Source organism: Pseudomonas sp. GD03903, from assembly GCF_029840045.1.
GTDB lineage: Bacteria > Pseudomonadota > Gammaproteobacteria > Pseudomonadales > Pseudomonadaceae > Pseudomonas > Pseudomonas pseudonitroreducens.
The window spans coordinates 24,002-43,365 of sequence record NZ_JAOCBT010000027.1; the positions used below are offsets into that span (position 1 = coordinate 24,002).

Consider the following 19,364-nt stretch of genomic DNA (forward strand, 5'->3'; position numbering starts at 1 on the left):
GGAATGGCCGCATGGCAATCGAGTACCGCATCACCCTGGATGATGAGCACGAGTTCAGTTATCGCATCGAACTGGAGCGCCAGTACGACCCGTACGCCGCCGCCCAGACGCCACGCTGGACGCGCCTGGAGAACAACCGTTGCAGCAATTGTCCGCTGAACCCGGCGCAGTACAGCCACTGCCCGGCAGCCGTGGATCTGCACCGGGTGATCGAGGATTTCCGCGGTCTGCCCGCGTTCAAGAAGGTCTCGGTGCAGGTCCGCACGCCGGAGCGCGAATACATCAAGCATGCGGGACTGGAGGAAGGCCTGCGCGCGCTGCTCGGCGTGATCATGGCCACCAGCGCCTGTCCGCTGCTGGGCCGGCTCAAGCCGATGGCGCAACAGCACCTGCCATTCGCCAGTAACCAGGAGTTCATCCTGCGCGCGGTGTCGCTCTACCTGATGCGGCAGTACTTCAATTTCCGCGAAGGCCGGCACGCCGACTGGGAGCTGAAGGGGCTGGTGAAGCAGTTCCAGCAGTTGCAACTGGTGAATCAGGCGTTCTGGCAGCGAATCCACGAGACCTGCGAGGGCGACTCGAACCTGAAGGCTTTCCTCAGTTTCTTCTCCATGGCATCGAGCATGAGCTATTCGCTGGAGGCGCAACTGCAGAAGGTGCGGCCGCTGCTGATGAGCGGGGACATGCTCGGCGCCTGAAACCAGGCGGGCCCCGCAGGGCCCGCTGTCTCACTTGAGTTGGCTCAGCTGGTTTTCTGCAGGCGCACAGCGAGAACGTCGCAAGGCGCTCCGTGCAGCACGTCGTTGGCGGTGGAGCCCAGCAGCAGGGCGAGGCCGTGGCGGCCGTGGCTGCCGACGACGATCAGGTCGCAGTCCTGCTCATCGGCGAGGCGGTGGATTTCCTGGCGCGGCTGGCCGTAAACCAGGTGGCACTGGGAGCTGGTGATTTCGGCGTAGGTAAGGGTGAACTGGTGCAGGCGTTCCTTGGCCTGGTCGAACTGCTGCTGTTGCAGCATCGACAGGTCCATCGGCACGTCGCCGCCGAAGGCCATGGCCATGGGCTCGACCACATGCACCGCCGAGAGCCGGGCATCGTTGGCCTTGGCCAATGCGACCGCCCGCTTCATCACCGGATCGCATTCTTCGGTAAGGTCGACGGCGACCAGAATGTGTTGGTAGGGCATGAGCGTCTCCTCCGGGGGACTCGTTATCAATCAGTATGGCCCCAATGGCCGTGCTTGACCTGTTTGACCGGTATAACCGATATGACCACGTGGATGGTAATTCTTCTCATCGCATTGGTGCTCAGCCCGCTGACCTGGCTGATCCCGTCGCGCGGCCAACGCGGGCAGATGGACCTGCGCCTGCAGGCGCGGCGCCTGGGGCTGGCCATGCAGATGGCGCAGCAGGACTGGCCGCACTGGCTGGAACGGCAGCCGCCGCGGCAGTGCGCGCAGTACCACCGGGCCCGGGGCAGGAACCGGGATGCCTGGTGCTACTGGCAGAGCGAGCCGGGTGTATGGCTGGATCGCTGGCGCGAAGCGAGTGCTCCGCCCGAGCTGGCCCAGGCGCTGGCCGGCCTGCCCAGGGACGTCTACATGGTCGAGGCGACGCCGCAGTTCCTGGCACTGTACTGGGGGGAACGGGGCGATGCCGGCGACCTGCAGCGGGTCGCCGATTTCATCAAGCAGCATGCCTGAGCGGATCAGCTCTGCTGCGCAGCGTAGAGGCCGGAAACCTTTTCCAGGTCTTCGATGATGCGGTCGGAGTACTTGTTGATCAGGAAGGGCACGCTGTTCTGGTTGTAGTTCTGCAGCGATTTTTCGATATAGCGCCACTTGATCGCCACGCCGCGCAGCTCCTGGCCGATCTCCGGCGTGGTCTGCGGCGCCTGTTGCAGTTTCACCAGATTGATGGCGAAGCGGTTGGCCAGGTCATCCAGCGGGCGTTCCTCGCCGCCGCCGAAGAAGCTGGCGCCCACCGAGGCGTTGCGCGAGGCGTAGTCCACCGCGATGTCCTGCATCAGCAGGCTCTGCTCGCGGGTCTGCTGGGTCAGCGGCGGGACCTTGCTGCCGCTTTCCTCCTGGATTTTCGCGTAGAGCTGCTCGGCGGTATCCAGCAGCTTGCGGTTCTGCGCGGCGAGGTCGGCCACCGGTTGCAGGTCGGTATAGCCGCTCTTGTCCAGCGCGCCGGTGAGGGTGCGCAACTGAGCTGCGTAGGCCTTCCATTCATCCTGCAGTTCAGTCTTGAGCTTCTTCGATTCGTTGCCGGGCATGTCGCCGAGCTGGCCCAGGGCGTCCGTGGCGCTCTGCGACGAGGCCTCGACCATCTTGGCGTACTTCTGGTCGCCTTCCATCGCGTTGAACATGAAGAAGTCGCCAAGGCTGCGCTGGGCGGCGAGGCGGGTCTGGTGGACATTGAGCAGGTCGCTGGCAGCGTCGGCGGCAGCGATGAGGGGCAGGGCGGTAAGCGCGAGCGCAGACAGCAGACGCACGAGCGGACGGCTGGACATCGTTCCAACTCCTTGGAGCCATGGGCTTCTTGTTGTTTTGTTTTGCACAGGTTCCAGGCGCCTGCCGGCGTTGGCAGAAGGCAGATCGCCATTGCGCCCGACTCTAGCGCGGGCCATGGGGTTTGACCAGTGGCTGTCGGGACGACGGTGCCAGGTAGCAATTGTCACGATAGGCATGGTGAATAGCGCGTCAGGGCTGCGCTGAATGCTCCGGGCCAGACGCCCCGGCCGCTTTGCGACTGTTACGTCTCGCCGATTGACAAGCCCTGGCTTTTCCTAGAAGGTGGGCGCACCCAAATCAAACGGGCGTATGAATCGAGCGTTTGCCCCGTGCAGTGACTCGATCAGAACGCCCCGGCTATCGCGTCGGCGGGTGTGCCGCAAGCTTTGGGACTATCCTCGGCGACTGCCGGGCCGTCCCGATACACGGTGTCCGACGTGTGATTTCAAGCTTCCCTAGCGTGGAGATCAGTTGATGATTTACCAAGGTAAAGCCATCACGGTTAAGGCTCTTGAGAGCGGCATCGTCGAGCTGAATTTCGACCTCAAGGGCGAGTCCGTCAACAAGTTCAACCGACTCACCCTGAATGAACTGCGTCAAGCAGTGGATACCATCAAGGCCGATGCGTCCGTCAAGGGCGTGATCGTGACCAGCGGCAAAGGCGTATTCATCGTCGGCGCCGACATCACCGAGTTCGTCGACAACTTCAAGCTGCCTGACGAAGAGCTGCTGGCGGGCAACCTCGAAGCCAACAAGATCTTCAGCGACTTCGAAGACCTCAACGTTCCGACCGTAGCCGCGATCAACGGCATCGCCCTGGGCGGTGGTCTGGAAATGTGCCTGGCTGCCGATTTCCGTGTCATGAGCGCCACCGCCAAGGTCGGCCTGCCGGAAGTGAAGCTGGGCATCTACCCGGGCTTCGGCGGCACCGTTCGCCTGCCGCGCATCATCGGTTGCGACAACGCAGTCGAGTGGATTGCCTCGGGCAAGGAAAACAAGGCTGAAGACGCGCTGAAAGTCGGCGCCGTCGACGCCGTCGTGGCTCCCGAGCAGCTGCAAGCCGCCGCTCTGGACCTGGTCAAGCGCGCCATCGCCGGCGAGCTGGACCACAAGGCCCGTCGTCAGCCGAAGCTGGAAAAGCTCAAGCTGAACGCCATCGAGCAGATGATGGCCTTCGAGACCGCCAAGGGCTTCGTTGCTGGCCAGGCCGGCCCGAACTACCCGGCTCCGGTCGAAGCCATCAAGTCGATCCAGAAAGCCGCCAACTTCGGTCGTGACAAGGCGCTGGAAATCGAAGCCCAGGGCTTCGTGAAACTGGCCAAGACCTCGGTCGCGCAGAGCCTGATCGGCCTGTTCCTGAACGACCAGGACCTGAAGAAGAAGGCCAAGCAGTACGACGAGATCGCCAAGGACGTGAAACTGGCTGCCGTACTCGGCGCCGGCATCATGGGTGGCGGCATCGCCTACCAGTCCGCTTCCAAGGGCACTCCGATCCTGATGAAGGATATCCGCGAAGAGGGTATCCAGATGGGTCTGAACGAGGCCTCCAAGCTGCTCGGCAAGCGCGTCGAAAAAGGCCGCATGACCCCGGCGAAAATGGCCGAGGCCCTGAACGCCATTCGCCCGACCATGTCCTACGGCGATTTCGGCAACGTCGACATCGTTGTCGAAGCCGTGGTCGAGAATCCGAAGGTCAAGCAGATCGTTCTGGCTGAAGTTGAAGGCGTAGTGAAGGAAGATGCGATCCTCGCGTCGAACACCTCCACCATCTCCATCAACCTGCTGGCCAAGGCGCTCAAGCGTCCGGAAAACTTCGTCGGCATGCACTTCTTCAACCCGGTGCACATGATGCCGCTGGTCGAAGTGATCCGTGGCGAGAAGTCCAGCGACGTCGCCGTCGCCACCACCGTGGCCTACGCCAAGAAGATGGGCAAGAACCCCATCGTGGTGAATGACTGCCCCGGCTTCCTGGTCAACCGCGTGTTGTTCCCGTACTTCGGCGGCTTCTCCAAGCTGCTGGGCTTCGGTGTGGACTTCGTGCGTATCGACAAGATCATGGAGAAGTTCGGCTGGCCCATGGGTCCGGCCTACCTGTCCGACGTGGTCGGCATCGACACCGGCCACCATGGCCGTGACGTGATGGCTGAAGGCTTCCCGGACCGCATGGCCGTGGAAGGCAAGACTGCCGTCGACGTGATGTATGACGCCAACCGCCTGGGCCAGAAGAACGGCAAGGGCTTCTACGCCTACGAGACCGACAAGCGCGGCAAGCCGAAGAAAGTCACCGACCCGCAGGCTTATGAGCTGCTGAAGTCCATCGTCACCGAGCAGCGCGAGCTGAGCGACGAGGACATCATCAACTACATGATGATCCCGCTGTGCCTGGAAACCGTGCGCTGCCTGGAAGACGGCATCGTCGAGACCGCTGCCGAGGCCGATATGGGCCTGATCTACGGCATCGGCTTCCCTCCCTTCCGTGGCGGTGCCCTGCGTTACATCGACTCCATCGGTGTGGCCGAATTCGTCGCACTGGCCGACCAGTACGCCGACCTGGGTGCGCTGTACCACCCGACCGCGAAGCTGCGTGAAATGGCCAAGAACGGCCAGAAGTTCTTCGGTTGAGTGCGCAACGAATAGAGCGAGAGTGAATTTATGAGCCTGAATCCGAGAGACGCCGTCATTGTCGACTTCGGCCGCACCCCGATGGGCCGTTCGAAGGGTGGCATGCACCGCAACACCCGCGCGGAGAACATGTCCGCGCACCTGATCAGCAAGCTGCTGGAGCGTAACCCGAAGATCGACCCGGCTGAAGTCGAGGACGTGATCTGGGGCTGCGTGAACCAGACCCTGGAGCAGGGCTGGAACATCGCGCGCATGGCGTCGCTGATGACCCAGATCCCGCACACCAGCGCCGGCCAGACCGTCAGCCGCCTGTGCGGTTCGTCCATGAGCGCCCTGCACACCGCCGTGCAGGCGATCCAGACCGGCAACGGTGACGTCTTCGTCATCGGCGGCGTGGAGCACATGGGCCACGTCGGCATGATGCACGGCGTCGATCCGAACCCGCACATGTCCCTGTACGCCGCCAAGGCGTCGGGCATGATGGGCCTGACCGCCGAGATGCTGGGCAAGATGCACGGCATCACCCGCGAGGCGCAGGACAAGTTCGGTGTGCGTTCGCACCAGCTGGCCTGGAAAGCGACCCAGGAAGGCAAGTTCAAAGACGAAATCATCCCTATGGAAGGTTACGACGAGAACGGCTTCCTGAAGATCTTCGACTTCGACGAAACCATCCGTCCGGAAACCACCCTGGAAAGCCTGGCCGCCCTGAAACCGGCGTTCAACCCCAAGGGCGGCACCGTGACCGCGGGTACTTCCTCGCAGATCACTGACGGCGCTTCCTGCATGATCGTCATGAGCGCCCAGCGCGCCCAGGACCTCGGCGTGCAGCCGATGGCCGTGGTTCGCGCCATGGCCGTGGCGGGCGTTGATCCGGCGATCATGGGCTACGGCCCGGTTCCGTCGACCAACAAGGCGCTCAAGCGCGCCGGCCTGACCATCAACGACATCGACTTCTTCGAGCTCAACGAAGCCTTCGCTGCACAGGCCCTGCCGGTGCTGAAGGACCTCAAGCTGCTCGACAAGATGGAAGAGAAGGTCAACCTGCACGGCGGCGCCATCGCCCTGGGTCACCCGTTCGGCTGCTCCGGTGCGCGTATCTCCGGCACCCTGCTGAACGTGATGAAGCAGAACAGCGGCACCCTGGGCGTGTCCACCATGTGTGTGGGTCTCGGTCAGGGCATCACCACCGTCTTCGAACGCGTCTAAGCTTTCGTCGATGGGAGAGCCGGGGCCTTGTGCCCCGGCTTTCGTTTTTGTCGGGTGGGGATTGCCCGGCGGTCGCGCAATCAGCACAATCGCCGCCTTTTGGCCGGCCGAGGGAGAACCGACATGCACTTGCAGCCCGGACTGTATCGACACTACAAGGGACAGCAATACCGTGTGCTCGGCGTTGCCCGGCATTCGGAGACCGAAGAAGAGCTGGTGATCTACCAGGCGCTGTATGGCGAGTTCGGCCTCTGGGTGCGCCCGTTGAGCATGTTCACCGAGGCGGTGGAAGTGAATGGCGAGAAGGTTCCGCGATTCGCCCTGGTGAATGCCGAAGACGATCCGCTGGGTCTCCAGACTGGCCCGTCCGGCGAAACCCAAGCTTGACCTTGGCGCGACCGCCACTATATATAGCGGTGCCGCTCCAAGCGCCTCCCTCCTTGTAAATTCATCTTTTCGACGCAGGAATCTTCCGATCCATGGGTAAATCGCTGGTCATCGTGGAATCACCGGCCAAGGCCAAGACCATCAACAAGTACCTGGGCAACCAGTACGTGGTGAAGTCGAGCATCGGCCACATCCGCGACCTGCCCACCAGCGGCTCGTCCGCGTCGAAGGAGCCTGCGGCCAAAGGACGCAAGACGGCTGCCGAAGCGCCGGCCCTGTCGCCAAAAGAGAAGGCCAAGCGCCAGCTCGTCACCCGCATGGGCGTCGACCCGGAGCACGGCTGGAAGGCCAAGTACGAGATCCTTCCCGGCAAGGAAAAGGTGATCGAGGAACTGCGCCGCCTGGCCAAGGACGCCGACACCATCTATCTCGCAACCGACTTGGACCGCGAAGGGGAGGCCATTGCCTGGCACCTGCGCGAGGCCATCGGTGGCGATGACTCGCGCTACAAACGCGTGGTCTTCAACGAAATCACCAAGAAGGCCATTCAGGAGGCCTTCTCCCAGCCCGGCGAGCTGGATATCAACCGCGTGAATGCCCAGCAGGCGCGCCGCTTCCTCGACCGCGTGGTGGGCTACATGGTCTCCCCGCTGCTGTGGGCCAAGATCGCTCGCGGCCTGTCCGCTGGCCGCGTGCAGTCGGTGGCGGTGAAGCTGGTGGTCGAGCGTGAGCGCGAGATCCGCGCCTTCGTGCCGGAAGAATACTGGGAAGTGCATGCCGACCTCGGCACGCCGAAGAACGACAAGGTCCGCTTCGAGGTGGTGCGCGAGAAGGGCGAAGCCTTCAAGCCGCTCAATGAAGCGCAGGCCATGGCCGCCCTGGAGAAGCTCAAGGCTTCCAGCTACAGCATCGCCAAGCGCGAAGACAAGCCGACCTCGAGCAAGCCCTCGGCGCCTTTCATCACTTCCACCCTGCAGCAGGCCGCGAGCAATCGCCTGGGCTTCGGTGTGAAGAAGACCATGATGATGGCCCAGCGTCTCTACGAAGCCGGCTACATCACCTATATGCGTACCGACTCGACCAACCTGTCGGCCGACGCCATCGATATGGTGCGCGGTTTCATCGACAGCGAGTTCGGCAAGAAATACCTGCCGGCCAAGCCGAACTTCTACTCCAGCAAGGAAGGCGCCCAGGAAGCGCACGAAGCGATTCGTCCTTCCGACGTCAACCTGCGTCCGACCCAGCTGTCGGGCATGGAGCGCGACGCCGAGCGCCTTTACGACCTGATCTGGCGCCAGTTCGTGGCCTGCCAGATGCCGCCGGCCGAGTACCTGTCCACCACCGTCAGCGCCGCTGCCGGTGACTTCGAGCTGCGCGCCAAGGGCCGCATCCTCAAGTTCGACGGCTACACCAAGGTGCTGCCGCAGCAGAGCAAGCCGGGCGAGGACGACGTCCTGCCGGTCATGAACCAGGGCGACGCGATGAAGCTGCTCAAGCTCGACCCGAGCCAGCATTTCACCAAGCCGCCGGCACGCTTCTCCGAAGCCAGCCTGGTCAAGGAGCTGGAAAAGCGCGGCATCGGCCGTCCGTCCACCTATGCGGCGATCATCTCCACCATCCAGGAGCGCGGCTACGTCACCACCCACAACCGCCGCTTCTACGCGGAAAAGATGGGCGACATCGTCACCGACCGCCTCAACGAGAGCTTCTCCAACCTGATGGACTACGGCTTCACCGCCGGCATGGAAGAGAACCTCGATGACGTGGCCCAGGGCGAACGCGACTGGAAAAACGTGCTGGACGAGTTCTACGGCGACTTCCGCAAGAAGCTCGACCTGGCCGAGGCTGCCAACGACGGCATGCGCGCCAACCAGCCGACCCTGACTGACATCCCCTGCCGCGAGTGCGGCCGGCCGATGATGATCCGTACTGCTTCCACCGGCGTATTCCTCGGCTGCTCCGGCTACAGCCTGCCGCCGAAAGAACGCTGCAAGGCGACCGTCAACCTGATTCCGGGTGACGAGATCGCCGCGGATGACGAGGGCGAGTCCGAGTCCCGCGTGCTGCGTGGCAAGCATCGCTGCCCGATCTGCAGCACCGCGATGGATGCTTACCTGGTCGACGAGAAGCGCAAGCTGCACATCTGTGGCAACAACCCGGATTGCGCCGGCTACGAGATCGAAGAAGGCCAGTACCGCATCAAGGGTTACGAAGGCCCGAGCCTGGAATGCGACAAGTGCGGCAGCGAGATGCAGCTCAAGACCGGCCGTTTCGGCAAGTTCTTCGGTTGCACCAACCCGACCTGCAAGAATACCCGCAAGCTGTTGAAGAATGGCGAGCCTGCACCGCCGAAGATGGACGCCATCCGCATGCCGGAACTCAAGTGCGAGAAGGTGGACGACATCTACGTACTGCGTGACGGCGCTTCCGGCCTGTTCCTGGCTGCAAGCCAGTTCCCGAAGAACCGCGAGACCCGCGCTCCGCTGGTGGCCGAGCTGATCCCGCACAAGGAAGAGCTGGATCCGAAGTACCACTTCCTGCTCGCCGCGCCGGCAAAAGATCCGGATGGCCGCCCGGCGGTGATCCGCTTCAGCCGCAAGACCAAGGAGCAGTACGTGCAGTCCGAGGTCGACGGCAAGCCCACCGGCTGGCGTGCTTTCTTCGACGGCGGCAAGTGGAAGGTCGAAGACAAGCGCTGATGGAAGGCGCGCCCCGCCGAGGCGGGGCGTGCTTATACTGCCGAAGTCGACTGCAGAGGGCCCGGTCATGGCGAACGAACTCTATACCCGCACCAACCAGAAGCTGTTCTTCGCCGGTCTTGCCCTGGAAGCCTGGCGCAGCGCCGAAACGGCGCGTGCGATGAATGCCCAGGCGCGCATCCAGGCCGAGCGCGAAGCGGCGCTGTTCCATCTCTATGGTGCCGTGCTGGGTGTGGCCCATGAGATCGCCGGTTACTACCGCCTACCTCAGGCCGGTGCGCCGCGCGTCGAGATGCTGCTGAACGCCGAGGTTCTGGCCGCCGCTCCAAGCCCTGAGCTGGCGGAAATGGTCGAGCTGGCGCAGTCGCCAGAAGCCTGGCTGGGTCGCCTGCTGGCTGCCTATGCCGCGCTGTTCCAGCCGCCGAGCGAACCGAAGAAAGCCAAGGTCGATCCGACCCAGCCGCTGATCCAGGCGGTGAATGTCGACGACGAAGCGCCGATCGAGCTGGGCAACGACGAGCTGGAAACCTGGCGCAAATCCCTGAAGGAACTGGTGCTGCGCTTCCGCGCATCGCTCACCGAACTCTGACCCTCACCCTGACTCACGCGGAGCCGGCCTTCCGGTCGGTCCGTGAAAGCTTTGGCTAGGGTGCGGCGGATGTGGCTGTTACACTACGCGTTCTGCTGTGGAGAACGTCGCTATGCCAACCTCATTTCTGGAAATTGTCGAGCTGCCTGACGGGCGTATCGTGCTGCGTCGCGCGGACGAGGAGGAGGCGCTGGTGACCCTGGAGTTCTCCGCCGATGCCAAGGGCTTCCTGCAGGGTCAGCATATCGAGATCGCCAAGGCGATGTTCAATGTCGGTGTGCAGATGGCTGGCCGTCTCGCCGAGGGCGGAGACATGGGCGTGGACGACGAAGGTCCGCGCGTACTGCACTGAGTTCTGCCGCTTCGCCGCGCTCGCGGCGAAGCTTCCCGATCAGATCATCCCAGACGAATATTCAGGCTCTGCGCCTGGCCGGCGACGGCGGCGCGGGATAGTTGCGTGCGCGCTTTGGCGCTGAGATTCAGCCAGCTCACCACGGTGTGGCTATTGCCCAGGCGCAGCGCCTCGCAGGCCAGCGCCTGGGCGGCGGCCTGATCGCGGGCTGGCAGCAGCAGGATGCCCTGGCGGTTCAGGCCTGCCTTGCGCAGCCAATCCGGAGTCAGGCTCGACGGTGGGGCGATCAATGTCAGCCAGCGCGAGTCGCTCTCTTCACTGAGCTCGCGGAGCATCGGCGCCAGCAGCGTCAGGCATTGACCGGGGAGGCCACGCAGGGCGATTTCACTGAAGGCGCTCTCGTCGGCGGTGGGCTCGTCTTCCATCAGCTCCGGGAGCAGGGGAGCAGTACCGCTTGCCCAGAGTGCTTCCTGGAAGAGCGGGAGTTGCGGCAGGTTCTGCGGCTGCGGGTACTGCATGGATGTCTCCTGTTCAGCGACGGATCACGCCGACGCTCAAGCCTTCGATGACCAGTTCCTGTTCCTTGAGGTCGACCTCGATGGGGGCGAACTCCGGGTTTTCGGCGAGTAGCCAGACCTTGCTGCCTTCACGCTTGAAGCGCTTCACCGTTACCTCTTCACCCAGGCGGGCGACCACGATCTGGCCATTGCGCGCCTCGCGGGTGACGTGCACGGCGAGCAGGTCGCCGTCCATGATGCCGACATCCTTCATGCTCTGGCCGCGTACGCGCAGCAGGTAGTCGGCTGGCGGGTTGAAGAAGGTGGGATTGATCCGGCAGGTGTCGTCGACGTTCTGCTCGGCCAGGATCGGGGCGCCAGCGGCGACGCGGCCGATGATCGGCAGTTCATCGTCATTGGCAGCAGCCTTGGGTTCGAAGCCGGGAATGCGGATGCCGCGGGAGGCGCCCGGGGTCATTTCGATGGCGCCTTTGCGGGCGAGGGCCTTCAGGTGCTCCTCGGCGGCGTTGGGCGACTTGAAGCCGAGTTCCTGGGCGATTTCCGCACGGGTGGGCGGGTAGCCGTTGGCTTCCAGGCAGCGTTTGATGAAGGCGAGGATCTCGGCTTGGCGCGGCGTGAGCTTCAGCATGTCCATACTCTGGCTTTTTATACAGTGACTGGAATTATATACAGTGATGGCGGGCTGGCAATGCTTTTATCGCATGCGGCTGTCAGTGGTACGTTCGTGCATGTAACCTTTGGGCGTTGGCAAGCGTCTTGCTGCTAATAAGGTGTCTCGTCGCATTGCCATGATATTGGTAACAATCCATCGCACTTTGCTTGACAATACAAGACGCTGAAACGTATGTTTCAAACAAGTGTTTGTCAGGCGGAGTAGCCATGGCCCAGTCGGAAACCGTCGAACGCATCCTGGATGCTGCGGAACAGCTGTTCGCGGAGAAAGGCTTCGCCGAAACCTCCCTGCGTCTGATCACCAGCAAGGCGGGTGTGAACCTCGCGGCGGTGAATTATCACTTCGGCTCGAAGAAGGCGCTGATTCAGGCGGTTTTCTCGCGCTTCCTCGGGCCGTTCTGCGCCAGCCTCGAAAAGGAGCTGGATCGCCGCCAGGCCAAGCCCGATGCGCCGCGTGCCACCCTGGAAGAACTGCTGGAACTGCTCGTCGTCCAGGCCATGGCCGTCAAGCCTCGCAGCGGCAATGACCTGTCGATCTTCATGCGCCTGCTGGGGTTGGCGTTCAGCCAGAGCCAGGGGCACCTGCGCAAATACCTTGAAGAAGTCTATGGCAAGGTTTTCCGCCGTTTCATGCTGTTGGTGAATGAGTCGGCCCCGCGCCTGCCGCCGCTGGAGTTGTTCTGGCGCGTGCATTTCATGCTGGGTACCGCAGTGTTCAGCATGTCCGGTATCAAGGCCCTGCGCGCCATGGCCGAGAACGATTTCGGCGTGAATACTTCCATCGAGCAGGTGATGCGTCTGATGGTGCCGTTCCTGGCCGCCGGGATGCGTGCCGACAGTGGCGTCAGTGATCCTTCGCTGGCTGGCGCGCAGCTCAAGCCGCGCAGCAAATCCAGCAGCGCGCCCGCACCCGCCAAGGTTTGAACCTGGGCCCGGCCTTGCGCTGGGCTGCATCGGCCTGATCGGCTACAGTAGCCGGCCATGGCTGATCTCGATCTTCTCCATATTTCCCTTGCTGACCAGATGCTCTACGGCTTTGCCGCGGGGCGTCTTGTCGTGCGCTTCCCTGTATCCAGCGCCGCCAACGGCGCTGGGGAATGCAATGGTTCCGGATGCACGCCGCGCGGCTTGCACCAGGTTCGCGCGCGCGTCGGCGAGGGGCTGCCCAAAGGTGCGGTGCTGAAAGGGCGACGCTGGACCGGCGAGGTCTGGACGGCCGGGCTCCACGATGAGTTTCCCGGCCGCGACTGGATCCTTTCGCGCATCCTCTGGCTCAGCGGCTGTGAGCGGGGCCGCAACCGGATGGGTGAGGTCGATACCTTCCGCCGCTACATCTACCTGCACGGAACGCCGGACTGCGAGCCCATGGGCACGCCGCTGTCCCACGGATGTATCCGTCTGCGCAACGACGACCTGCTGGAACTCTTTCCCAGAGTTCCCCTCCATTGCCGGGTCCGAATCGAAGAAGCCGCCTGCCCCGAGTGGCGCGTGGCGCAATTGAATTGAAAGGAATGTACATGCAAGGCTCACTGATGCTCGACATCGGCGGCACCTGGCTCACTGCCGAGGACCGCCAGATCCTGCGCCAGCCGGAAGTCGGCGGCCTGATCATATTCGCCCGCAACATCGAGTCGCCGCGCCAGGTGCGCGAGCTGATGGCCGCCATCCGCGCGGTGCGCCCCGACCTGCTGCTCGCGGTGGATCAGGAGGGGGGCCGGGTGCAGCGCCTGCGCCAGGGATTCCTGCGTCTGCCAGCAATGCGTGCCATCGCCGATAACCCCAACGCCGAACGACTGGCTGAGCAGTGCGGCTGGTTGATGGCGACCGAGGTGCTGGCGGTGGGGCTCGACCTGAGCTTCGCTCCGGTGCTGGATCTGGACCACCAGCGCAGCGCCGTGGTCGGCAGCCGCGCCTTCGAAGGCAATCCCGAGCGTGCCGTTGCGTTGGCTGGAGCGTTCATCCGTGGCATGCGCGCCGCCGGCATGGCCTCTACCGGCAAGCATTTCCCTGGCCATGGCTGGGCGGAAGTCGACTCCCATGTGGGGATCCCCGAGGACGAGCGCACGCTGGAGCAGATTCGCGCCGTCGACCTGGTGCCATTCCAGCGTCTTTCCGGCGAGCTGGATGCGCTGATGCCGGCACACGTGATCTACCCGCAGGTCGATCCGAATCCGGCCGGCTTCTCCCGACGCTGGCTGCAGGACATTCTGCGTGGCGAACTGGGCTTCGACGGGGTGATCTTCAGTGATGACCTGTCCATGGCTGGCGCCCATGTGGTCGGCGATGCCGCCAACCGCATCGAGGCTGCGCTGAGCGCAGGCTGCGATATGGGGCTGGTGTGCAATGACCGCGCCTCCGCCGAGCTGGCCCTGAGCGCCCTGCAACGCCTGAGGGTCACCGCGCCGCAGCGCCTTGAGCGCATGCGTGCCAAAGCCTGGCCGGGCATCGAATACAAGCAGCTGCCGCGCTGGCAACAAGCCGTGGGTGAGCTGCGTGCCGCACAACTGATCGACTGATAGCGATCTGCTGCGCGTCGGCATAACTGCGTTGGAAGGCTGGATCAGACTGCTCATTGACCTGAAGTCAACTCCGCGTCCAATCCATCCTTCCGCCTTGTTCTGCTCTAGCTCGCGCGATCGCAGGGATAATTTGAGGATAGAAGCATGACTGTCTACGCCATCATCGGCGGTACCGGTCTGACCCAGCTGGAAGGGTTGACCCTGAAGGACGCCATCGAACTGGACACCCCTTACGGCTCGCCCTCGGCGGCCATCCAGCGCGGCGAATTTGCCGGGCGCGAGGTGCTGTTCCTCGCCCGTCATGGTCATCCGCATCGCTTCCCGCCGCACCAGGTGAACTACCGTGCCAACCTCTGGGCGCTGCAGCAGGCCGGTGCCGAAGCCATCCTGGCAGTGAACGCCGTGGGCGGCATTCACGCCGCCATGGGCAGTGGTCACCTGTGTGTGCCGCACCAGATCGTCGATTACACCTGGGGGCGCGAACACACCTATTTTGCCGGCGACATCGAGCATGTCACGCACATCGATTTCAGCCATCCCTACGACGAGCCGCTGCGCCTCAAGCTGATCGCCGCCCTGCAGGCGTTGGGCTATGCGTACAGCAGCCATGGCGTGTATGCCGCGACCCAGGGCCCGCGCCTGGAGACCGTGGCAGAAGTCGCCAAGCTGGAGCGCGACGGTTGCGACATCATCGGCATGACCGGCATGCCCGAGGCGGCGCTGGCCCGTGAGCTGGACCTGCCATACGCGTGCCTGTCCTTGGTGGTCAACCCGGCGGCAGGCAAGTCCAGCGGCATCATCACCATGGCCGAGATCGAGCAGGCGCTTCACGAAGGCATCGGCAAGGTGCGTGAGGTGCTCGGGCGCGTGCTGGTGAGCTGAGCCAATACTGTAGGAGCGAGGGGGACGCCTAGTTCTTGCTCACGAACCGCTTGGCACCGCGCCTAGCGGGTTCGCGAGCAAGCTCGCTCCTACGAAGAGCAAAGTAAAAAGCCCGGCGAATGCCGGGCTTTTTTGTTATTGCGCGGGCTGTGCCGGCGGCGGGGCGTCGAAGCCGCCGTCCGCCGGAGCGGCCGGCGCGGGCTGCTGCGGTGCGTCAGGGCCGGTCGGCGCCTCGTCTTCCATGCCGGGCGGCGGGGCGGAGGCGGGTTTGGCATTGAGCGGGGTGACCTTGATCAACATGCCCAGGCTGGGGTGATCGAGGTAGGTCAGCACGCTGTTCTTCAGGCTGGCTTCCTGGACCATGTGCTGGCTGGCGGCGAGCAGGCCGTCCTGGCCGAACTGGTTGATCCAGAAGTCGGTCTGGGTGTTCACGAAGCGCTGTTGGCTGAGGGTGACGGTGCCTTCCACCGGGAAGTGGCCGTCACGCTGGGCGCCCTCGGTCAGGGAAACCTTCACCGGGTTGGCATCGATCTCCTGGCGCCAGGCCTTGTGCATCAGCACCTGGAAGCCTTCGTTCTGCTTGAGCTTGGCGACCTGGGCGTCCATCGCTGTGGGCCGCGAGCTATCCGGGCCAGGCGGTTGCGCGGCCTTGGCCCAGTCATCCGGGGCAGGGCGACTGGCGAGCACGACGTCGCCGGACTGCTGGAAGAGGATCAGCTCTACCTGGTAAGGCTCGGCAAAGGCCGCCGGAGACAGCAGTGCCAGCGACAGCAGCAGGGGTTGGAACAGGCGCATTGCACGGAATCCTTAGTGAGTCTGTGGCGTGAGGCGCTCGAGCAGCGCCTCCAGCGTGTTGAAGCGTTCTTCCGGGCGCTCCATCGGCACCTGGAACTTGAAGAGGGTGGCCCCTTCGAATTTGTACCGATTGGGCTGGCTCTGGATCATCTTGATCAGCACCAGCGGGTCGACGCAGGTATCGGCGGCGAATTCTACCCGGCCTCCCTGGGGGCCGGCATCTACCTTGACGATCCCGAGCTTTTCCGCCTGCAGTTTCAGCAAAGTCAGACGGATAAGGTTCTTCGCCGGCTCCGGCAGCAGGCCGAAACGGTCGATCATTTCCACCTGCAGCTCGCGCAGGCCGTCTTCGTCGGCGGCGTTGGCGATACGCTTGTAGAGGATCAGGCGGGCGTGGACGTCCGGCAGGTAGTCTTCCGGGATCAGCGCCGGCACGCGCAGGTTGATGTCCGGGCCGCCGCCCAGCGGCTGTTCCAGGTTCGGCTGCTCGCCCTTGCGGATGGCCTTTACGGCGCGCTCGAGCATTTCCATATAGAGCGTGAAGCCCACGGCCTGGATCTGCCCGCTCTGACCATCGCCGAGCAGTTCGCCGGCGCCGCGGATTTCCAGGTCATGGGTGGCCAGCACGAAGCCGGCGCCAAGGTCCTGGGCGTTGGCGATGGCTTCCAGGCGCTTTTCGGCGTCCGGGGTCATCTGCTTGCGCGGCGGGGTCAGCAGGTAGGCGTAGGCCTGGTGGTGGCTGCGGCCGACGCGCCCGCGCAGCTGGTGCAGCTGGGCCAGGCCGAACTTGTCGGCGCGCTCGATGAGGATGGTGTTGGCACTGGGCACGTCGATGCCGGTCTCGATGATGGTCGAGGCCACCAGCACGTTGAAGCGCTTGTGGTAGAAGTCGCTCATCACCCGTTCCAGGTCGCGCTCGTTCATCTGCCCGTGGCCGATGCCGATACGCGCTTCGGGAACCAGCTCCGCGAGGTCGCGGGCGCACTTCTCGATGGTCTTCACTTCGTTGTGCAGGAAGTACACCTGGCCGCCGCGCAGCAGTTCGCGCAGCAGGGCTTCCTTGATCACCGACTTCTGCTCTTCCATGACGAAGGTGCGCACGGACAACCGGCGCGCCGGTGGCGTGGCGATGATCGACAGGTCGCGCATGCCGGCCACGGCCATGTTCAGGGTGCGCGGGATCGGCGTGGCGGTAAGGGTGAGAATGTCCACCTCGCTGCGCAGGGCCTTGAGCTGCTCCTTCTGCCGTACTCCGAAGCGGTGTTCCTCGTCGATGATCACCAGGCCGAGGTTCTTGAACTTGACGTCGTCCTGCAGAAGCTTGTGGGTGCCGATGACGATGTCGACCTTGCCCTCGGCGAGCTGACCCACGGCGCCTTCGACTTCCTTGGCAGACTTGAAGCGGCTCATCACCTCGACCGTCACCGGCCAGTCGGCGAAGCGGTCGCGGAAGCTGTTGTAGTGCTGCTGGGCGAGGAGGGTGGTGGGCACCAGCACGGCGACCTGCTTGCCGCTGTGCACCGCGACGAAGGCCGCGCGCATGGCTACTTCGGTCTTGCCGAAGCCCACGTCGCCGCAGACCAGACGGTCCATCGGCTTTTCCGAGAGCATGTCGGCGACCACTGCTTCGATGGCGGTCTGCTGGTCCGGGGTTTCCTCGAAGGGGAAGCCGGCGGAGAAGGTGGCGTAGTCGACCTGCGGGTCCTTGAACGCGTAGCCCTTGCGCGCGGCCCGGCGAGCGTAGATGTCGAGCAGTTCGGCGGCGACGTCGCGGACCTGTTCGGCGGCCTTGCGCTTGGCCTTCTGCCAGGTCTCCGAGCCCAGCTTGTGCAGGGGCGCCAGGGCATCGTCGCTGCCGGTGTAGCGGGCGATCAGGTGCAGGTTGGCCACTGGCACGTAGAGCTTGGCTTCGTCGGCGTACTGCAGCGCGAGGAATTCGGCGTTCTGGCCGTCGATCTCCAGGGTGATCAGGCCCATGTAGCGGCCGACGCCGTGGTCGATGTGCACCACCGGCGCGCCTTCACGCAGCTCAGTGAGATTCTTGATGACGTTCTCGCCACCGTCGCGGGTCTTCTCGCGACGCCGGCGCTGCATGACGCGCTGGCCGAACAGCGGGCTCTCGGCCACCAGGGCGATGCCCGGCTGGCCCTGGTCGGCGTCCAGCAGCAGGCCTTCGTCCATCGGTGCGATGGTGATCGCCAGGCGGTCCTTGTGCGCCAGGAAGCCCGGCCAGCCTTCGACCTCGACCGGGCGCAGCTTCAGCCGCGCCAGCAGTTCCAGCAGCACCTCGCGGCGACCGGCAGATTCGGCGGTGAAGAGGATGCGCCCGTCGAACTGTTCGATGAATTGACGCAGGCGTGCCAGCGGCTCGCTGGCCTTGGCCTCGATGGCCAGCTCCGGCAGCGACTCGGCAGGGAAGCGCTCGCGGCCCACGCCGGTCTCGATCGGCTCGGGGCTGACCACCACGCGCGGCCAGTTCTTCAGGCGAGCGAAGCAGTCTTCCACCGGCAGGAACACTTCCGCGGGCGGCAACAGCGGGCGCTCCGGGTCGTAGCGACGGTCTTCGTAGCGGTTGCGCACGTCGGTCCAGAACTGCTCGGCGGCGGTTTCGATGCCCGGCAGGGAGAACACCTGGGTGTCCTGTGGCAGGTAGTCGAACAGCGTCGATGTCTCGCCATCTTCGAAGAACAGCGGGATGTAGTACTCGATGCCGGCAGGTGTCAGGCCGCTGGCCAGGTCCTGGTAGATCGGGCAACGGCGGTAGTCGACGTCGAAGCGCTCGCGGAAGCGGCCGCGGAAGCCGGTCACCGCTTCCTTGCGCAGCGGGAACTCGCGCGCCGGCAGCAGACGAATGCTCTCCACCTTGTCGATGGAGCGCTGGGTTTCCGGATCGAAGGTACGAAGCGTCTCGATTTCGTCGTCGAACAGGTCGATCCGGTAGGGCAGTTCGCTGCCCATGGGGAACAGGTCGATCAGCGCGCCGCGCACGGCGAACTCGCCGTGTTCGTAGACGGTATCCACACAGCGATAGCCGGCGGCCTCGAAGCGGCTGCGCATCTGCTCGACGTCGAGCTTCTGGCCAACGTCCAGCACCAGGCTGCTGCCAAGCAGGAACTTGGCCGGCGCCAGGCGGTGCAGGGCGGTGGTGATGGGCACCACCAGCACGCCGCGGCGCAGTTCGGGTAGCTGATAAAGGGCAGCGACGCGCTGGGAGATGATGTCCTGGTGCGGCGAGAAGACGTCGTAGGGCAGGGTTTCCCAGTCCGGCAGTTGCAGCACTGGCAGGTCCGGCGCGAAGAAGCGCAGCTCCTGCTCCAGGCGCTCGGCGCTCTGGCTGTCGGCGGTCAGCAACAGGGTGAAACGTTTGGCTGGGCCGGCCGCTTCTGCAATGGCCAGGCTCAGGGCGGCCCCGGGGAGGTTGCCCCAGGATTGCTTGCCGGCAGCAGTCGGCAATGTAGGAATGCGCAATACGGACACGGGCAGTCGTGGCTCCGGTCGAGGAATTTGACCGGCCGGATTGTAACTATCCCGATTGACGGATGTCAGTCATGCGACGGTCGCGGATTGCCGGAGAAGGTTCACACCGTCATAATGTAGCCCCTTTTTTCTTC

Annotated in this window: 18 protein-coding genes; 12 read left to right on the forward strand and 6 right to left on the reverse strand. The window is 64.1% G+C overall.

The features are described 5' to 3' along the window. Nucleotides 1-11 precede the first annotated feature (11 nt). On the forward strand, nucleotides 12-698 hold the full coding sequence (locus tag N5C91_RS28350) for a hypothetical protein (protein ID WP_236170908.1): 687 nt from the start codon (nucleotides 12-14) through the stop codon (nucleotides 696-698). Between the two features lie 44 nt (nucleotides 699-742). Here the strand turns inward: N5C91_RS28350 and N5C91_RS28355 are convergent, their stop codons facing one another. Further along, entirely contained in the window at nucleotides 743-1,183 is a 441-nt protein-coding gene (locus N5C91_RS28355) for a universal stress protein (protein WP_024766849.1), read from the reverse strand. 81 nt (nucleotides 1,184-1,264) lie between these two features. On the opposite strand from N5C91_RS28355, the gene N5C91_RS28360 reads away from it, so the two are divergent. Continuing rightward, entirely contained in the window at nucleotides 1,265-1,699 is a 435-nt protein-coding gene (locus N5C91_RS28360) for a hypothetical protein (protein WP_236198599.1), read from the forward strand. Nucleotides 1,700-1,704: 5 nt separating this feature from the next. Here N5C91_RS28360 and N5C91_RS28365 read toward each other — a convergent pair whose 3' ends face one another. Then, on the reverse strand, nucleotides 1,705-2,511 hold the full coding sequence (locus tag N5C91_RS28365) for a hypothetical protein (RefSeq protein ID WP_236170906.1): 807 nt from the start codon (nucleotides 2,509-2,511) through the stop codon (nucleotides 1,705-1,707). A gap of 475 nt (nucleotides 2,512-2,986) precedes the next feature. Between N5C91_RS28365 and fadB the strand changes: the two genes are divergently transcribed. From fadB to N5C91_RS28395, 6 genes are all read left to right on the forward strand, one after another. Beyond that, nucleotides 2,987-5,134 (forward strand): fatty acid oxidation complex subunit alpha FadB, encoded by a 2,148-nt coding sequence (gene fadB / locus N5C91_RS28370; protein ID WP_226045336.1) that lies wholly within the window; start codon nucleotides 2,987-2,989, stop codon nucleotides 5,132-5,134. Nucleotides 5,135-5,164: 30 nt separating this feature from the next. Beyond that, the gene (fadA, locus tag N5C91_RS28375) at nucleotides 5,165-6,340 is read left to right on the forward strand and encodes an acetyl-CoA C-acyltransferase FadA (RefSeq protein ID WP_236170905.1); all 1,176 of its coding nucleotides are present in this window, start codon (nucleotides 5,165-5,167) and stop codon (nucleotides 6,338-6,340) included. Nucleotides 6,341-6,463: 123 nt separating this feature from the next. After that, nucleotides 6,464-6,727 carry a DUF1653 domain-containing protein gene (locus tag N5C91_RS28380; RefSeq protein WP_236170904.1) on the forward strand — a complete coding sequence of 88 codons (264 nt, stop codon included), beginning with the start codon at nucleotides 6,464-6,466 and terminating at the stop codon, nucleotides 6,725-6,727. 92 nt (nucleotides 6,728-6,819) lie between these two features. Further along, the gene (gene topA, locus N5C91_RS28385) at nucleotides 6,820-9,426 is read left to right on the forward strand and encodes a type I DNA topoisomerase (protein ID WP_236170903.1); all 2,607 of its coding nucleotides are present in this window, start codon (nucleotides 6,820-6,822) and stop codon (nucleotides 9,424-9,426) included. 67 nt (nucleotides 9,427-9,493) lie between these two features. Continuing rightward, nucleotides 9,494-10,015, forward strand: a complete 522-nt coding sequence (locus tag N5C91_RS28390; RefSeq protein WP_236170902.1) for a DUF6586 family protein — start codon at nucleotides 9,494-9,496, stop codon at nucleotides 10,013-10,015. Nucleotides 10,016-10,127: 112 nt separating this feature from the next. Further along, on the forward strand, nucleotides 10,128-10,367 hold the full coding sequence (locus N5C91_RS28395; protein ID WP_236198600.1) for a hypothetical protein: 240 nt from the start codon (nucleotides 10,128-10,130) through the stop codon (nucleotides 10,365-10,367). A 44-nt stretch (nucleotides 10,368-10,411) separates the two neighbouring features. On the opposite strand, the gene sulA is transcribed toward N5C91_RS28395, so the two are convergent. Further along, on the reverse strand, nucleotides 10,412-10,885 hold the full coding sequence (gene sulA / locus N5C91_RS28400) for an SOS-induced cell division inhibitor SulA (protein WP_236170900.1): 474 nt from the start codon (nucleotides 10,883-10,885) through the stop codon (nucleotides 10,412-10,414). A gap of 13 nt (nucleotides 10,886-10,898) precedes the next feature. Then, nucleotides 10,899-11,513, reverse strand: a complete 615-nt coding sequence (gene lexA / locus N5C91_RS28405) for a transcriptional repressor LexA (protein WP_026079098.1) — start codon at nucleotides 11,511-11,513, stop codon at nucleotides 10,899-10,901. Between the two features lie 251 nt (nucleotides 11,514-11,764). Here lexA and N5C91_RS28410 point away from each other — a divergent pair, with 251 nt between their 5' ends. From N5C91_RS28410 to N5C91_RS28425, 4 genes are all read left to right on the forward strand, one after another. After that, complete coding sequence (locus N5C91_RS28410) at nucleotides 11,765-12,481, forward strand: TetR/AcrR family transcriptional regulator (protein ID WP_279833626.1); 717 nt, start codon at nucleotides 11,765-11,767, stop codon at nucleotides 12,479-12,481. Between the two features lie 57 nt (nucleotides 12,482-12,538). After that, nucleotides 12,539-13,063 (forward strand): L,D-transpeptidase, encoded by a 525-nt coding sequence (locus tag N5C91_RS28415; RefSeq protein WP_279833628.1) that lies wholly within the window; start codon nucleotides 12,539-12,541, stop codon nucleotides 13,061-13,063. 11 nt (nucleotides 13,064-13,074) lie between these two features. Further along, entirely contained in the window at nucleotides 13,075-14,073 is a 999-nt protein-coding gene (nagZ, locus tag N5C91_RS28420; protein ID WP_279833630.1) for a beta-N-acetylhexosaminidase, read from the forward strand. 147 nt (nucleotides 14,074-14,220) lie between these two features. Next, the gene (locus N5C91_RS28425) at nucleotides 14,221-14,958 is read left to right on the forward strand and encodes an S-methyl-5'-thioinosine phosphorylase (protein ID WP_236170896.1); all 738 of its coding nucleotides are present in this window, start codon (nucleotides 14,221-14,223) and stop codon (nucleotides 14,956-14,958) included. Between the two features lie 135 nt (nucleotides 14,959-15,093). Here N5C91_RS28425 and N5C91_RS28430 read toward each other — a convergent pair whose 3' ends face one another. Together N5C91_RS28430 and mfd are read right to left on the reverse strand one after the other, a co-directional pair. Continuing rightward, complete coding sequence (locus tag N5C91_RS28430; protein ID WP_279833649.1) at nucleotides 15,094-15,753, reverse strand: CsiV family protein; 660 nt, start codon at nucleotides 15,751-15,753, stop codon at nucleotides 15,094-15,096. A gap of 12 nt (nucleotides 15,754-15,765) precedes the next feature. Next, nucleotides 15,766-19,230 (reverse strand): transcription-repair coupling factor, encoded by a 3,465-nt coding sequence (gene mfd / locus N5C91_RS28435; RefSeq protein WP_279833651.1) that lies wholly within the window; start codon nucleotides 19,228-19,230, stop codon nucleotides 15,766-15,768. Between the last annotated feature and the right edge of the window lie 134 nt (nucleotides 19,231-19,364).